12 protein-coding genes are annotated in these 15,393 nt (G+C 73.2%); 4 read left to right on the forward strand and 8 right to left on the reverse strand.

Going from position 1 to position 15,393, the window contains the following annotated elements:
* Nucleotides 1-143: 143 nt before the first annotated feature.
* Complete coding sequence (locus ABFY07_RS09560; protein WP_346174051.1) at nucleotides 144-3,575, reverse strand: SpoIIE family protein phosphatase; 3,432 nt, start codon at nucleotides 3,573-3,575, stop codon at nucleotides 144-146.
* A gap of 227 nt (nucleotides 3,576-3,802) precedes the next feature.
* Between ABFY07_RS09560 and ABFY07_RS09565 the strand changes: the two genes are divergently transcribed.
* On the forward strand, nucleotides 3,803-4,549 hold the full coding sequence (locus tag ABFY07_RS09565) for a ribonuclease BN (protein ID WP_346174324.1): 747 nt from the start codon (nucleotides 3,803-3,805) through the stop codon (nucleotides 4,547-4,549).
* A 101-nt stretch (nucleotides 4,550-4,650) separates the two neighbouring features.
* Here the strand turns inward: ABFY07_RS09565 and ABFY07_RS09570 are convergent, their stop codons facing one another.
* Both ABFY07_RS09570 and ABFY07_RS09575 read right to left on the reverse strand, forming a co-directional pair.
* On the reverse strand, nucleotides 4,651-5,607 hold the full coding sequence (locus tag ABFY07_RS09570; protein ID WP_346174052.1) for an MBL fold metallo-hydrolase: 957 nt from the start codon (nucleotides 5,605-5,607) through the stop codon (nucleotides 4,651-4,653).
* 72 nt (nucleotides 5,608-5,679) lie between these two features.
* Nucleotides 5,680-6,573, reverse strand: coding sequence for a serine hydrolase (locus ABFY07_RS09575; protein WP_346174325.1), 894 nt, complete (start codon nucleotides 6,571-6,573; stop codon nucleotides 5,680-5,682).
* Between the two features lie 38 nt (nucleotides 6,574-6,611).
* On the opposite strand from ABFY07_RS09575, the gene ABFY07_RS09580 reads away from it, so the two are divergent.
* Nucleotides 6,612-7,616: a LysR family transcriptional regulator gene (locus tag ABFY07_RS09580; RefSeq protein ID WP_346174053.1), complete on the forward strand. Its 1,005-nt coding sequence runs from the start codon at nucleotides 6,612-6,614 to the stop codon at nucleotides 7,614-7,616.
* A 35-nt stretch (nucleotides 7,617-7,651) separates the two neighbouring features.
* Here the strand turns inward: ABFY07_RS09580 and ABFY07_RS09585 are convergent, their stop codons facing one another.
* From ABFY07_RS09585 to stsA, 5 genes are all read right to left on the reverse strand, one after another.
* Nucleotides 7,652-8,482 (reverse strand): ABC transporter permease, encoded by an 831-nt coding sequence (locus ABFY07_RS09585; RefSeq protein WP_346174054.1) that lies wholly within the window; start codon nucleotides 8,480-8,482, stop codon nucleotides 7,652-7,654.
* Entirely contained in the window at nucleotides 8,472-9,422 is a 951-nt protein-coding gene (locus ABFY07_RS09590; RefSeq protein ID WP_346174055.1) for an ABC transporter ATP-binding protein, read from the reverse strand. The genes ABFY07_RS09585 and ABFY07_RS09590 overlap by 11 nt, the downstream gene beginning before the upstream one ends.
* The gene (locus tag ABFY07_RS09595; RefSeq protein ID WP_346174056.1) at nucleotides 9,419-9,718 is read right to left on the reverse strand and encodes a PqqD family protein; all 300 of its coding nucleotides are present in this window, start codon (nucleotides 9,716-9,718) and stop codon (nucleotides 9,419-9,421) included. Before ABFY07_RS09595 ends, ABFY07_RS09590 begins: the two co-directional genes overlap by 4 nt.
* A gap of 12 nt (nucleotides 9,719-9,730) precedes the next feature.
* Nucleotides 9,731-11,149, reverse strand: coding sequence for a StsB family radical SAM/SPASM domain sactipeptide maturase (stsB, locus tag ABFY07_RS09600; protein ID WP_346174057.1), 1,419 nt, complete (start codon nucleotides 11,147-11,149; stop codon nucleotides 9,731-9,733).
* A gap of 84 nt (nucleotides 11,150-11,233) precedes the next feature.
* Nucleotides 11,234-11,371 (reverse strand): StsA family sactipeptide RiPP, encoded by a 138-nt coding sequence (stsA, locus tag ABFY07_RS09605; protein ID WP_158080382.1) that lies wholly within the window; start codon nucleotides 11,369-11,371, stop codon nucleotides 11,234-11,236.
* A 485-nt stretch (nucleotides 11,372-11,856) separates the two neighbouring features.
* Here stsA and ABFY07_RS09610 point away from each other — a divergent pair, with 485 nt between their 5' ends.
* Nucleotides 11,857-12,591: a Mut7-C RNAse domain-containing protein gene (locus ABFY07_RS09610; protein ID WP_346174058.1), complete on the forward strand. Its 735-nt coding sequence runs from the start codon at nucleotides 11,857-11,859 to the stop codon at nucleotides 12,589-12,591.
* Nucleotides 12,592-12,821: 230 nt separating this feature from the next.
* Nucleotides 12,822-15,392, forward strand: a complete 2,571-nt coding sequence (locus ABFY07_RS09615; RefSeq protein WP_428836895.1) for a glycoside hydrolase family 127 protein — start codon at nucleotides 12,822-12,824, stop codon at nucleotides 15,390-15,392.
* Nucleotide 15,393 lies beyond the last annotated feature (1 nt).

A 15,393-nucleotide genomic window follows, 5' to 3' on the forward strand; every position in this document is an offset into this window, starting at 1 on the left:
GGCACCCGGCGCCGCCCCGGGGCCCGGTGGCGCCCCGGCACCCGGCGCCGCCCCGGGGCCCGGTGGCGCCCCGGCACCCGGCGCCGCCCCGGGGCCCGGTGGCGCCCCGGCACCCGGCCGACCGTCCGGCCCGGGGCCGGCCGTCAGCCCCCGGTCGACGCGGCGAGCAGCGCCGTGTCGTCGGCCACGTGCCCCGGCGCGCCGAGCAGCCCCAGGGAGCGGTCGATGATCCGCTGCGGGTCGCTCCGCGCCGCCGCCGACAGCCCCGCGCAGTCCGCCCGCAGGGACGCCAGCCCCTCGTCGAGGGAGACGCCGCTGTGCTCCACCAGGCCGTCGGTGAACAGCAGCAGCCCGCCGCCGCCCGGCAGCCGCGCCTCGTGGTCCTCGGCCGGGCCCAGCGCGAGCCCCAGCGGAACGCCCGGCCGGGTCTCCAGGAAGCGGGTGGCCTCACCCGCCACCAGCAGCGGCGGAAGATGGCCGGCCGAGGCGTACCGCAGCCGGTGGGTGCGCGGCTCGTACACCGCGTACAGGCAGGTCGCGAAGTGCTCGACGTCCAGCGACCGCAGATACGCGTCCAGCTTGGCCAGGAGACGGCCCGGGGAGGCACGGTCGAGCGCGAAACCGCGCAGGGCGGGCCGCAGCCGGCCCATCACGGCCGCCGCGTTGACGTCATGGCCCATGACGTCGCCGATCGCCAGCCCCATGGCGCCGTCGGGCAGCGCGATCACGTCGTACCAGTCGCCGCCGACCTCCGCCCCGAGGGTGCTGGCCCGGTAGTACGACGCGGTGCGCAGCCCGGCCACCTGCGGCAGGTGCTGGGGGAGCAGCGCCCGCTGCAGGGTCAGGGCCAGCCGGCGCTCGTTGCGGAAGCGCGCGGCGTTGTCATAGGCGAGGGCCAGCCTCCCCGCGATCGCGTCGAGGTACTGACGCTCGTCCTCGCGGTACCCCGGCCCGCGCCTGGCGACGGCCAGCGCCCCCAGCGTCCGCCCGTGGGAGACCAGCGGCACCGCCAGGACGGTGGGGGGCGGGGCCGTCCCGTCGCCGCCCGTGCCGAGGCTCCGGCTCAGCGCGCGCTCGAGGTCCTCCGGGGCGGCCGTCCGCTCGCCCGCCGCGAACACCGGCCGCTCCGCCCGCGGATCGGTGACCCGGACCCGGATCTCGTCGGCGAACTCCGGGATCAGCACCCCCTTCGTGGCCCCCAGCACCTGCGGCGGGTCCAGGCTGTCGGAGAGCACCATGCTCGCCTGGGCCAGCGAGGTCAGCATGGCGGCGTGGCGGCGGCTCTCGGTGAGCACCTCCTCGCGCAGCCGGGACAGCTCCAGGTTGGCGCGCACCCGGGCGAGCAGCTGGCGGGCGGAGAACGGCTTGGCGAGGTAGTCGTCCGCCCCCGCCCGCAGCCCCTGCACCGTCGCCTCCTCCCCGGCCCTGGCGGTCAGCATGATGATCGGCAGCCGGACGGTCCGCGGATCCGAGCGCAGGGCCCGTACGAGGGCGAATCCGTCCAGCCGGGGCATCATCACATCGGTCAGCACCAGGTCGACCGGGTGCGACACGGCGGTCTCCAGCGCCGTCCGGCCGTCCCCGACCAGCAGCACGTCGTGCTCCGGGACGAGCAGCTCCTTCAGATAGCCGCGCACATCGGGGTTGTCGTCCGCGACCAGCAGCAGCGGCCGGCGGGCCGTCTCGCCGTCCCGCGCGGCCGTCGAGGGCCGGCCTCCGGCCACGGAGGCGGGGGCCGGGGCGGCGCCGGTGTCCGTGGCCGGATCCCCCTCGGCCACCGGCCCGCTCCGCAGGCCGCGCAGCGCCTCCCCGGCATAGGAGGCGGTGCGCTCGCGATGGACGGCCTCGGGCAGGCGGCGCCCGGTGGCCACCTCGTCCGCCGCCAGGTGGGCGGCGCCGAACGGCACCTCCACGGTGAACGTGCTGCCCTCGCCCGGCCTGCTGCGCACCGACACCGTGCCCCCGTGCAGCTCGACCAGGTCCTTCACCAGCGCGAGGCCGATGCCGCTGCCCTCGTGGGACCGCGAGAGCGCCCCGCGCACCCGGTGGAAGCGGTCGAACAGATACGGCAGCTCCTCGGGGGGCACTCCGGTGCCGGTGTCCGCCACGGTCAGCCGGGCCCGGTCGCCGACGGGGCCCACACGCACCGTGACCCCGCCGGCGAAGGTGAACTTCAGGGCGTTGCCGAGCAGATTGAAGACGATCTTCTCCCACATCTCCCGGTCCACGTGCACCGGCTCCGGCAGCGGCGGGCAGTCCACCCGCAGGCTCAGCCCCGCCAGGTCGAAGGCGGAGCGGAAGACCCCCGCCAGCTCCGTCGTGAGCCGTGCCAGGTCCACCGGCTCGAAGCTGCCCTTCAGCCGCCCGGCCTCCGCCCTGGAGACATCGAGGAGCGTGTTGACCAGCTTCAACAGGCGCAGCGCGCTGCGCTCCGCGAGCTCGAGCTGCCGGCGCCGCCCGGGTCTGTCCTCCTCCGCGAGGGCCTGCTGCACCGGGCCGAGCAGCAGGGTCAGGGGGGTGCGGAACTCATGGCTGACGTTGGAGAAGAACGTCGTCTTGGCGCGGTCCAGCTCGGCCAGCGCCTCCGCCCGCAGGCGGTGCTCCTGCTGGGTGCATGCCGCGGCCAGGGCCGCGCTGACGCCGGAGGAGAGCACATCGAAGAAGTCCCGGTAGGGCCCGTTGACGGGCAGCCGGGGATTGACGCCCATGACGAGCACGCCCGCCACCTCGCCCGAGCGGATCAGCGGATGGGCCAGCGCGTCCTGTCCCGGCCGCCCGAGCGCCGAGCCCGGGAGCCGGGCCGGAGCCGCGTCCCCGACCACCGTGGCCAGGCGCGCGGCGAGCCCCTCCTCCTCGGCGGCCCGGTCGAGCCGCAGCTCCGCGGGCGGCCCGGCGGCGTCCCCCGGCAGGGACGTGGCGGCCGCCAGCCGGAGCGTCCCGGGCTCCGAGGTCAGGTAGACGGCGGTGAACGGCACGTCCTCGCGGTGGGCGTCCAGCATCTCCGCGACCGTCCGGGCGACGTCCTCGGGGCTGAGCAGCCCGGTCGTCCGGGAGCCGAGGGCGGCCAGCAGCCGCAGCCGCCGCTCGCCGAGCACCCGGGCCGTGGTCTCGGTGACGACGCCCAGCAGGCCGCCCACCGTGCCGTCGGGCAGCGGCACCGGCTGGAAGGACAGGTCGTAGTAGGACTGCTCGGGAAAGCCGCGCCGGGTGTACACGAAGCCGATGTCGTTGACCAGGATCGGTTTCCGGCTGTCCACCACGGAGCGCATGAGCGGGCCGGCGCTGTCCTCCCAGGTCTCCGGGAAGACCTGGCTGCACGGGGCGCCCAGGGCGCCCGGGTGCTTGCTGCCCAGGAGGGAGGCGTAGCCCTCGTTGTACAGCATCCTGAATTCGGGGCCCCAGAACAGCACCATGGGCTGCTCGGAGAAGAGGACGATACGGAGCGCCTCGGTCAGCCGCACAGGCCAGGTATCCGTCCGCCCCAGAGGGGTCGCCGCCCAGTCGATGTCACGCATCAGCCGACCGGGCGAGCCGCTCTCGGCGAACAGCTCCGCCACCTCTGAGTGCTGCCTCACGGGCCCGTTCATGGAGTCGGCTCTCCTCAGTCACAGTGTGGCACAGAAAGCGACTTAAGCGGCAAATGATATGATGTCCCGCGCGGAACCCGGCAGCGGCCGAGCGGAGGTTCGAGATGGGGAACAGGGACTGAGTGTCCGGGCCCACGCCGCAGGGCGGCGAATCGCCGCCGGAGCGCCACGCGTCACTCCCCGAGCGGTGCCGCGAGGCGTTCCACGGGTCCCCGATCGGGCGGGGGTGGCGGCGCGGCAGCGAGTTCGAACTGTCGCACCGGGCCATGGGATTCGCCGCGCTCGGGTTCCTCACCCTCGTACCGCTGCTGATCGTCGTCGCCGCGGCCGACCCGGTCAACCGGCACGGCTTCGCCCAGTGGCTGACCGAGGGCCTCGGGGTGTCCAGGGGCTCGCGCGACGAGGTGCTGCGGCTGTTCGCCCCGCCGCGGCAGGCGTTGGAGACCACGACCGCGTTCGGTCTGGCCACGCTGTGCGTCTTCGGCCTCCGGTTCGGCGCGGCGGTGCAGATCGGCTACGAGAAGGTGTGGGAACTCTCGCCGGGCCGCTGGCACACCGTCTGGCGGCATCTGGTGTGGCTCGCGGTGCTCATCGGCTACCTGATGCTGTCCTCGCACCTGTGGCCGGGGTGGCGGCTGTGGGTCGGGATCGTGGGCACGGTGCTGTTCTTCTGGTGGTCCCAGCGGGTGCTGCTCGGCGGGCGGATCGGCTGGGGCGCCCTGCTGCCCGGGGCGCTGGCCACCGGGGTGGGCCTGGTGGGCCTGCGGTGGTTCTCCCAGCTGGTGTTCTCCCCGCTGATCGCCTCCAGCGCCGTCTCGTACGGCCCGGTGGGGACGGTCCTGGTCGTCCAGTCCTGGCTGGTCGGCGTCGGGTTCGTGGTCTTCGGCGGGGCGCTCCTCGGCAGGCTGCTGCACGAGGAGTGGGTGGTGCTGGCGCAGCGGCGCCGGCGCGGGAAGAGCTGACGCCGACCCGCCCGGCGGCCCTCGCCGGACGGGTCGGATCGGTGGCACCGCCCGGGGGCGCCAGCCGGCGGCACCGGGCGGTGCCACCCGGCGGCGGGGGCTCAGAAGCGATACGGGGTCAGATAGTCCGGCATCAGGATCCGCGTCCCGGGCGCGGTCGCCCGCACCCGGTCCAGGAAGCCGTTCAGGTCGATCGTGGGGTCCTGCCGGGGGCCGTCCGCCAGCGGCTCCTCGAAGACGTCCCAGTGCACCGGGACGACCGTGCCGGGGTGGCCGAGGGCCGTCAGCAGCCGGGGCACATAGCGGTGGGTCGAGGTGCTGCTCGGCACCGCGACCATCGCCACATCGGGCCGCAGGCCCGCCGCGTCCCGCTCGCTGAAGTCGCTCGCCCCCATCAGGAACGCCGACGGGCCGTCGCCGACCGTCACCTGGAACGCCAGCGTGTCCCCCTCCGGCAGGTCGGCGACGGTCTCGGGCTTCGCGGCGGGCGGGGCGTTCAGCGTGCCCGGGGCGAAGTAGCCGTGGGCCTTGTTGCGGCTGTGGCGGCTGGCGACCACCTCCACCACGAAGCCGTGGAAGTCCAGCACCTCCCCGCCCTTGACCACGATGATCCGGCTCGCGTCCACCCCGAAGGCGCGCAGCAGGTGGTACGTGGTCTCGGTGCCCACGATCCGCGCGTCGGTGGAGCGGGCGATGAACGGCACGTCGTTGATGTGGTCCCAGTGGCTGTGGCTGACCAGGACCAGCTCCGGGCGGCCGATGTGCTCGGCGACCAGGCCCTCGTTGATCTCGAGTTCGGTGTCCTCGTTGAAGGAGCCGGTGAACAGGCCGGTCTCGAAACGGGTCAGAAAGGGGTCGGACAGCACGGTCCGCCCGTCGAAGTCGATCCGCCACCCGGCGGTCCCCAGCCAGCGGAACTCCGCCTCCGAGACCTTCCTGGTCCGGCGCGGTGCCCCGGCGGCCCGCGTGGCCGTGGACAGCACCGGGACGGCCGCCCCCGCGGCGGCCCCCCGGAACAGCAGACGGCGGTTGAAGCGTGGTGTCCTCTCGTCGCTCATGGCCACAGCACAGCAGGCGCCGATCGCCCACGTCCAAGATCGAATCTTCCGCCATCGATATGCGAGCGGATATCACCCCAGGTCAGCGCCGCTGAGATGATCCACCGCGAGCCGGGCCGCCCGGCCGATCGCCGCGTCCACGGCCGGGTTCGCGGTGCCCGGGTCGCGGGTCTCGGCGAAGACCGCGACCGCGTAGCACCCGCCGTCCGGGCGGTGCACCACGCCCGCCTCGATGTGCAGCCCCGGCAGCGTGCCCGTCTTCGCGGCCACCCCCACGTCGCCGGGGAACCCGGAGGCCAGCCGGTGGCGGAAGACCTGTCGGGCCATCAGCTCGCGCACCAGCGCGCACGCCCGGGGCGGCCCCGCCTCGTCCCGCCAGATCAGCGCCAGCAACCGGGTGATGTTACGGGCCGTGCTGCGGGTGGTCCGCCGCGGGTCGAGCACCCGCAGCCGCCGCAGCCGCTCCGCGTCCAGGGTGGGAAAGACGGCCGCGAACTCGGCCTCGTCGCGGGCGCCCACGTCCTCCAGCATCGACTCCAGCAGCTCGCGCGGGCCACCCACGACCACCGTGCGGTCCAGGCCGAGTTCGGCGGCCAGCAGCCGCACGGTGTCCAGGCCCACCCGGCGCATCAGCACGTCGGCCGCCGTGTTGTCGCTCACCGACAGGGCGAAGAACGCCAGGTCGCGCAGGGACATCTCGACGTCGTCGACGCATCCGGCGGTGCCCCACCCGCCGAGGCGGTCGGCCGCCGTCAGCAGCACCCGCTCCCGCGGGTCGAGTTGTCCGGCCGCCGACTGCCGCGCGAACTCCAGCACCAGCAGGATCTTGAACAGGGACGCGATCACCACCGGCTCGTCGGCGCCCACGCCGACCTCCCGCCCACCGCCCACGGGAATCGCGTGCAGCCATCCCCGGGCCCCCGCTCCCTCGAAGACCCCCGCCACCTTCTCCTCGATCGACGCCAATGCCACGGTCCCTCCCGCACGTCGCGTATGGTCGGCCGGTGGATCTCATACGCCACCTGCGGCTGTTCATTGTCGTCGCCGAGGAGCTGCACTTCAGCCGCGCCGCCGAGGCGCTCGGCATGGCGCAGCCCCCGCTGAGCCAGGCCGTCCGCAGGCTCGAGGGCGAGATGGGGGTGGAGCTGTTCGACCGGTCCCGCCGCCAGGTGGAGCTGACCGCCGCCGGAGCGCTGCTGCTCCAGGAGGCGCGTGAGCTGCTGGCCCGCGAGGAGCGGCTGCGTACGGTGATGCACCGGGCCCGCACCGGGGCGCTGGCCACCCTGCGGGCCGGAGTGCCGCCCCAGACCCCCGCCCGCACCCTGCACGCGCTGCTGTCGGCGTGCGCCGAGCGGTGCCCGGGCCTGCGGATCGATCTCCAGGAGGTGGACACCGCCGAGCAGTTGCGGCTGCTGTCCTGCGGCCGGCTCGACGTGGGCTGGGTGGACCACCCCGTGGACGCCACCGATCTGGCGCTCGGCCCCGTGGTCGGGGTCGAGCTGGGGGTGGTGCTGGCCCGCACGTCCCCGCTCGCCCGCCTGTCCGAGGTCTCGCTCGCCGATCTGGCCGGCCACGACCTGGTGCTCTTCCCCCGGGCCGGCGCACCCGGCTGGTACGACCGGACCCTCGAGCTCTGCCGGGCCGGCGGCTTCGCCCCGCCCGCCGTCCGCCACGCGCGCAACCCCGAGTTCCTGGTCGGCCTGGTGTCCGCGGGGTGCGGGGTGGCCTTCGACGACGGCCGGGTGGCCGGCCGGGAGCCACGGGTGGTCTGGCGGCCCCTCGCGGGGCGCCCCCTCGTCCAGCGGATGTCCGCCGTCTGGCCGGTCGAGCGCGCGCACCCTCAGGCCCGGCGGTTCGCGACGATCGCCGCGGAGGTCGTGGCCCGGGACGCGACGACGGCCCGGCGGTGGCCCGCGCCCTCCCCGGAGGGGGACGAGGAACGGCCGAGGCCGTGGTCGGTGGTCTACGCACCACCCGTCGGACCCGCGCCCGATCACACGGATGGCTGAGCCTGTCGCGGAGTCACGGCGTTGATCATCGCGGGTCAGATCTCCCGGGCGCGGGCCATCAGGGAGCGCCCGATGAGAACACAGGTGACGACCGCGACGCCGAGCAGCACCAGCATCCAGGGCCAGGCGGCGCCGAACCCGAAGAGGGCCCCGTCGCGGATGCAGCGGATCCCGTACGTCACGGGATTGCCCCAGGACAGCCATCGCAGCACGGGGGCCATCTGCGGCGCCGGATAGAACGACGGGCTGGCGAACAGCAGCGTCGGCGCGAGCACGTTGATGGTCACCGAGAAGCGCTGGAAGTCCTGGAAGAACGTGGCGAGCAGCAGATACAGGCCGTTGAAGGCCATGGAGGCGACCGCGATCCCGCACAGGACCGCCACCCAATGGCTCGGTGGCCAGCGGAAGGTGAACACCAGCAGCGAGACACCGAGCGCGGCCAGGCTCTGCAGGAGGACCAGCAGCGTGCTGACGAGGAGTTTGCCCGCCACATAGCTGCCGCGCCGCAGCGGGTAGGACCAGAGTTCGACATCCATCCGGCCCAGGCGCTCCTGGAAGAGGGACGTCCCCGCGGTGGTGGCCGCCGCGAGCATCGACGAGAGCAGCAGGGCGGGGACGGCGAACTCCGGGTAGCCGATGGGCCGGCCCTCGTACCGCACCTCCCCGACCAGGCGGGACAGAGAGGTGGCGAACAGCAGCAGATAGACGGCGCTCGGAGTGATGGCCAGCAGCAGATTGGTGCGGTTGCGGGTGAGGAGGAGGTACTCGCGGTACATCGTCGCCGCGACATCGCCGCGCAGCGGGGACGGCCGGGCCGGTGCGGGCGCCGTGGCCCCGGGCTGGGGCGGAGCGAGGTCAGCCGTCATGTCCGGCCCCCACGAGCGTCAGGAAGGCGTCCTCGAGCGACGGTGTGCGGTACTCGACCGCGCCGATGCCGATCCCCAGGGCCTCCGCGCGGGTGAGCAGCGCCGGCAGGCGGGCCCGGGTGCCCTGGCCCTTCACCTCGACATGGCCCTCGCCGACGCTCACCCGCAGCTGCGGCCCGCCCCGTCCGAGCACGGCCAGCAGTTCGCCGGTGTCCCGCGGGCGGTCCGGGCGGACCAGCGCCACCTGGCCGCCGAACCGCTCGGCGAGTTCGCGCGGGGCGGCGAACTCCACCAGCCTGCCGTGGTTGATCACCAGCACCCGCCGGCAGTTGCGCTCCAGCTCCTCCACGTAGTGACTGGTCCACAGGATGGTCGTGCCCTGTCGGCGGCGCAGGTCGTGCAGCAGGCTCCACACCTGGTGGCGGCCGCTCACATCCAGCCCGGCGGAGGGCTCGTCGAGCAGGAGCAGCGGCGGATCGCCGAGCAACGCGCGGATGACCTGGAGCCGCCTTCGCTCGCCACCGGAGAGGGTGAAGGCCAGCTGGCCGGTCTTGCCGGCCAGGCCGAAGGCGGCGAGCAGATCGTCCACCTGCCGCCGGATGTCCCGCCAGCGCAGCCCCTTGAACGCGGCGGTGATCCGCAGATTGTCCAGCGCGGGCAGCATCATGTCGAACGGCCCGTTCTGGTGGACCGCGCCGATGCGGCGCTTCGCGGCCCCTGTGGGCTCCGCGGGATCGACCCCGAACACCTCCAGGGTGCCCCGGGTGGGCACGGTGGCACCGCAGATCATCTTGGTGAGCGTCGTCTTCCCCGCCCCGTTCGGGCCCAGCAGCCCGATGACCGCACCCGGCTCGATGTCGAAGGACAGGTCGCTCACCGCGTCCTGTGTCATCCCGCTGTACCGCTTGACCAGGCCGTTCGCGTGGACCGCGGCCGTCATGCCGAGGGGCCCGGGGCCGGGGCGTCCGCGGCCAGCAGGAGCCCCTGCCCGGCCAGCGAGTCCAGGAAGTCGCGCACGTCCCGCGCGACCACGGCCGCCTGCACGGTGTCCTCGAGGGCGTAGCGCCGCACCGTCTCCGCCACGACGGCATCGACGGTCCGCCCCTCGGACACCAGGAGCCACAGCTCGGCCGCCGTGCTGTTGAGCGTCTGGAACTCACCCGACCCGGCGTCGTAGAGCCGCACTTCGCCGTCGTCGGCCATCCAGACGACATCGGTGGCGATCCGGTAGCGCATGGGCGTCTCCCTTCAGTCGACGAGGGGCAGCAGGCGGCGGCCGGCGGTCTTCCAGTCCTCGTACACCGGATGGACCGTGTCGTCCCGGACCAGATGGGGGCGGAGCATCTCCTCCTGGTGCTCGACCAGTTGCCGCCCGTCCACCCCGGTGGCCCGCCACCAGTTGGAGATCATGGAGTGGCGCAGCATCCGGCACAGATGCCGGCCGTTGCGGTGCACATCGCCGGTCTCCGCCATGTGATAAGCCCGGCAGCCACCGCCGCAGGCCGCCCGGATGTAGCAGCGCCGGCAGTCCTTGAGATTCTCGCCGCTGAATACGCTGTTGGTGCGCATATCGGCCAGCACCGGGGCCGCGAAGAGTTCGGCCAGCGGGCGCTGCCGTACGTTACCGGCCTTGTGCACGGGCTCGGTGACGAGCTTGCACGGATAGACATCGCCCAGTGAATTCACATATATTTCGTTTCCGCCCATGCCGCAATTACCCCTGATGGAACAGGGCTTGGCGGCCCGGGGGCCGTCGGGCAGCAGTTTGTCGGCCATCGGATTGACCCAGAAGAATTCCTGGATCTTCTGGAAGTCCAGCCATCCGAAGTCGTATCCGTCGGTCGCGGCGCGGCCGAGGTCCGAGTGGTACATGAGGCGCACCCGGCGCACCTTGAGATCGTCCACGAATGCGCAGACCTTCTCCAGCGCGTCCACGTTCTCCGGGGTCACCACATGATTGATGACGGGCACGACACCCGCCTCGTTGAGCAGGCCGAGGCCCTTGCCGGTCCGCGCGAAGGTGCCCTTGCCGCGGGTGCGCTCGTGGATCTCGGCCGTGCCGCCGTCGATGCTCACGGTCACCGTGCCGAAGATCTCCGCGATTCGCCGCGCGGTCTCGGGCGTGCGGATCATCGTGCCGTTGGTGATCATGTTGGTGGTCAGGCCCCGCGCGCGGGCGTGCGCGGCGACCTCGAAGAGGTCCTTGCGCAGCATCGGCTCCCCGCCGGTGAAGATGAACTGCCGCACGCCCATGTCGGCCGCCTGGTCGACGAGGTCGAGCGACTCCTCGGTGGTCAGCTCGCCGGGCAGGCACTTCTCCGAAGAGGCGTAACAGTACGGACAGCGCAGATTGCAACCGTCGGTGATCGCGTAGTAGACGGTCGTGAGGTCCGGCTCGGGGTGGCGCACCGCCGGGCGGTGCCCGGGCAGATAGACGATCCACTTGAGGACCAGGGTGGCCAGCACGCGCTCCACGTCGACGGACCCGTCGCCGGGGGACGGGGGCGCCTGGCCGCGGACCAGTGCCTCCAGGACGGCGGATTCCGGCTCGGTCAGCACACACCAGGCGGCCAGCTCGGGATTGGTGACCAGCCGCCTTCCCGAGTGCCGGAAATAGACGAGATCTTCCGGAACGATCAGGTCGTACCACTGCTCCAGCAGCTTCATCCTGTACCTCCAAAGAGCAGGCGGGGCGCCGGCCGTGCGCCGGGCCCCGCCTGCCGGCCGACGGGGAATGCCGAGGGCCGTGGGTCAGATCTCGAGTCTCTGCTCGGACTCGGCGTTACCGGAGCCGGCGCCGGCGCCGCCGCTGCAGTCACAGGAGCACGGGAGTTCCACGCCGAACTCGACGGGGAGCATTTCCGGCTTCACCCAGGCAGGCTTTTCCATGGTTCATCCTTTCTCGGGACGGGGTGCTTGGGACGGGTGCTCGAGATCACCGCTTTTCGCGCGGGCCGGCCCCTTGTACTCAGGCGCGATCGACGATGGGCGCATGACGTATTCCCATCGCAAGGGCGGGGTGTGGTTCCGCGGCGGATCTGCCGAGCCCTCACAGCATTGGGGCAGCCGGTTGTGGTGTCAACGGGAACAGGGAAATCCGGATGTCCGGTGATCCGGGACCGGCGGTCGGTGCCCCGGCCCGCACACTGTTCACGCCATTTTCTCGCGCCGATTCCATGGCACCCCGAAAGACCCTTGCGCTGTGCGTCCCGATCATTTCCGCATTCGGTGGCGAGTGGCGGGGAATCATCAGAGTGACGGGAGTGGCCGGATTTTCGTCGGGCCCGCGCTTTCCGGGATGCGCGGGCCCGTCCCGGGGAGGCCCCCGCACCCCTCGCCCCCGTGCCCCGCCCGTGGCCTGGCATGCTGGCCCTGTGAACGGACCGGAGATCGACGTCAGCCTGGCCCCCGAACTGCGGATGTTCGCCGTCCCCGAGCGGCGCCGGGAACGGACGGCCGTCGTCACCGACGGGGCGTCCACGCTCGGACACGTCATCGAGTCGCTCGGCGTCCCGCTCACCGAGGTCGGCGGGGTGCTCGTGGACGGCCGGGACACTCCGGTGTCCCATGTGCCGCGCGCGGGGGAGTGGGTGGAGGTGCGCGCGGTCGCACGGCCGCAGCGGGTGCCCGGGGCGCCGCTGCGCTTCCTGCTCGATGTGCACCTGGGGACGCTCGCGCGGCGGCTGCGGCTGCTGGGCGTGGACGCGGCCTACGAGAGCGAGGACATCGGCGACCCCGCCCTCGCCGCGCTCTCCGCCGCCCAGCGGCGGGTGCTGCTCTCCCGGGACCGGGGGCTGCTGCGGCGGCGCGAGCTGTGGGCCGGGGCGTACGTCTACAGCGACCGGCCCGACGACCAACTGCGCGACGTACTCGGCCGGTTCGCCCCGGTGCTCGCCCCCTGGACCCGGTGCACCGCGTGCAACGGGCCACTGGAGGACGCCGACAAGGACGCGGTCCGGGAGCGCCTCGAACACGGCACCCGCCGCACCTACGACGTCTTCGCGCAGTGCACGGCCTGCGAGCGCGTGTACTGGCGCGGCGCGCACCACGCGCGTCTCGAGGCGATCGTCCAGCGGGCGCTGGGCGAGTTCGGCGCCGCCGCGCGCTAGCTAGCGCCCGAGCCGCCCCCGAGCCGGTTCCGGGCCGGGCGCGGCCCAGGCCCGGCCGGCGGCCCCGCCCGTGCGGCCGGGCCCCGACCGCCGGATGAATCGTGTCAACCTCTTCCCTGACGCAACCCTTGACGCACGCCCTCGCGCGCCCATAACGTCCTCGCAACCTGATCGAAACGTTTCAATTTCGGCTCCCGGGAACCGCCCTCCCCCGAAGGAGACGCATCGCCATGACCGGATCCGGACCAGCCGCGGGACCCCGTATGAGCCGCAGACGGGCGCTGGCCGCGGGTGGCGCGACCGCCGCCGTGTGGGCCGCGGGGCTGACCGCGAGTGGCGCGGCCCCGGCCGCCGCCGCGACGCCCGCCGAGGCCGCCCCGGCGCGGCTGACCCCCTTCCCCCTGGCCGCCGTACGGCTGCTGGAGAGCCCGTTCCTCGCCAACATGCGACGCACCCTGGCCTATCTGCGCTTCCTCGACCCCGAACGGCTGCTGCACACCTTCCGCGCCAATGTCGGACTGCCCTCCGCCGCCGAGCCGTGCGGCGGCTGGGAGGCGCCGAACGTCCTGCTGCGCGGCCACAGCACCGGGCACCTGCTCTCCGCGCTGGCCTTCGCCCACGCCAACACCGGCGAGGACCCCTACGCGGACAAGGCGCGCCGGATCGTCGCGGCACTCGCCGAGTGCCAGGCCGCCTCGCCCGGCGCCGGCTACCGGGCCGGGTACCTGTCCGCGTTTCCCGAGCGGATCTTCGACGAGCTGGAGGCGGGCGGCAAGCCCTGGGCCCCGTACTACACCCTCCACAAGATCATGGCCGGGCTGCTGGACCAGTACCGGCTCAGCGGCAACGACCAGGCCCTCACGGTGCTGCGGGGGATGGCCGCCTGGGTGGACTCCCGCACCGCCCCGCTCGACGAGGCCACCATGCAGCGGCTCCTCGGCGTGGAGTTCGGCGGCATGAACGAGGTGCTGGCGCGCCTGTACCTGGTCACCGGCGACCCCGCCCACCTGCGGACCGCGCGCCGCTTCGACCACGAGTCGCTCTACGGCCCGCTGGCCGAGGGGCGCGACGAGCTCGACGGGCGCCACGCCAACACCGAGATCGCCAAGATCGTGGGCGCGGCCGAGGAGTACCGGGCCACCGGGGACCCGCGCTATCTGCGGATCGCGCGGAACTTCTGGGACTTCGTCGTGCGCGACCATTCCTACGTCATCGGCGGCAACTCCAACCAGGAGTTCTTCGGCCCGCCCGGACAGATCGTCAGCAGGCTGTCGGAGGACACCTGCGAGAACTGCAACAGCTACAACATGCTCAAGATCGGGCGCCGGCTGTTCCTCCACGATCCCGGCCGGGCCGCGTACATGGACCACTACGAGTGGACGCTGTACAACCAGATGCTCGGCGAGCAGGACCCCGACTCCGACCACGGCTTCGTCACCTACTACACCGGGCTGTGGGCCGGTTCCCGCCGGCAGCCCAAGGGCGGCCTCGGCTCCGCGCCCGGCAGCTACAGCGGAGACTACGACAACTTCTCCTGCGACCACGGCACCGGGATGGAGACCCACACCAAGTTCGCGGACAGCGTCTACTTCCGCGACGAGGCCGCCGGCGCCCTGTACGTCAACCTCTTCATCCCCTCCGAGGTGACCTGGGCCGAGCGCGGCTTCCGGCTGCGCCAGCACACCGGCTACCCCGACACCGACACCGTCCGCCTGACCGTCGCCGAGGGCGGCGGGCGGCTCGCCCTGAAGGTGCGCGTCCCCGGCTGGCTGGCGGGCTCCCGGTCCCGGCCCCGGGTGCGGGTGGGCGGCCGTCCCGTGGGCGCCGAGCCGGTGCCGGGGCGCTATCTGACCCTCGACCGGCACTGGCGCCCCGGCGACACCGTCGAGCTGACCTTTCCGCGCGACCTGGTGTGGCGCCCCGCGCCGGACAACCCGCACATCAAGGCGGTCTCCTACGGACCGCTGGTGCTGGCGGGCGCGTACGGCGACCTGGGCCCGCGCACCATCCCGGCCATCGACCCCTCCTCGGTGCGGCCGGTGGCGGGGCGCGGCGGGTCCGAGTTCACCGCCGTGGCCGAGGGGGAGAAGGTGCCGCTGCTGCCCTTCCACCGGGTGCACCACCAGAGCTACAACGTCTACTTCGCCGTCCCGCCGCGCGGCCCCCGGCGGCGCGAGATCGCCCGCTTTCCGCTGGCCGAGGGGAGCGGGGAGACCGGCGCCGACGCGCTGCGCCGCTTCCCGGACGCCCGGCTGGCCGGCGGCGCCACCTGGACCACCGCCGGGCCGCGGGGCGCGGCCGTCGCGCTGGACGGGAAGGACGGCCATGTCGCGCTGCCTTCCGGGCTGCTGACGGGCCTGACCGAACTCACCCTTTCGGTACGGGTGTTCCTGGCGAGCGTGGCCAACTCCGCCCGCGTCTTCGACCTCGGCTTCCACAAGAACACCTATCTGTTCCTGACCCCGCGCACGGGCGCCGGGAAGGCCCGCGCGGCGTGGAGGATCGCGGGTATGGAGGCCGAGGACTACATCGACGCCCCGGCCGCCCTGGAGCCGGGGCGATGGATCCATCTGGCGCTCACCCTCGGCGGTGGCACCGGCGTCCTGTATGTGGACGGCGCGGAGGCAGGGCGCAATGACGCGGTGGTCTCCGGGCCGCTGCTGCTCGGCGCCACCACCCGCAACTACCTCGGCCGCTCCCAGAACCCCACCCACCCGTGTCTGCACGGCGCCGTCGCCGACTTCCGCGTCCTGGGGCGTGCTCTGAGCGCCACCGAGGTCGCCGACCTGCACCGCCACTGAG

Origin of the sequence: Streptomyces sparsogenes subsp. cuspidosporus (genome assembly GCF_039532705.1) — a bacterium.
Classification (GTDB): Bacteria; Actinomycetota; Actinomycetes; order Streptomycetales; family Streptomycetaceae; genus Streptomyces; species Streptomyces sparsogenes.

Bases quoted from the DNA above. Each gene is read 5' to 3' on its own strand.
- ABFY07_RS09570 (WP_346174052.1), bottom strand. From the start codon at position 5,607: ATGAGCGACGAGAGGACACCACGCTTCAACCGCCGTCTGCTGTTCCGG.
- ABFY07_RS09585 (WP_346174054.1), bottom strand. From the start codon at position 8,482: ATGACGGCTGACCTCGCTCCGCCCCAGCCCGGGGCCACGGCGCCCGCA.
- ABFY07_RS09590 (WP_346174055.1), bottom strand. From the start codon at position 9,422: ATGACGGCCGCGGTCCACGCGAACGGCCTGGTCAAGCGGTACAGCGGG.
- ABFY07_RS09595 (WP_346174056.1), bottom strand. From the start codon at position 9,718: ATGCGCTACCGGATCGCCACCGATGTCGTCTGGATGGCCGACGACGGC.
- stsB (WP_346174057.1), bottom strand. From the start codon at position 11,149: ATGAAGCTGCTGGAGCAGTGGTACGACCTGATCGTTCCGGAAGATCTC.
- stsA (WP_158080382.1), bottom strand. From the start codon at position 11,371: ATGGAAAAGCCTGCCTGGGTGAAGCCGGAAATGCTCCCCGTCGAGTTC.
- ABFY07_RS09615 (WP_428836895.1), top strand. From the start codon at position 12,822: ATGACCGGATCCGGACCAGCCGCGGGACCCCGTATGAGCCGCAGACGG.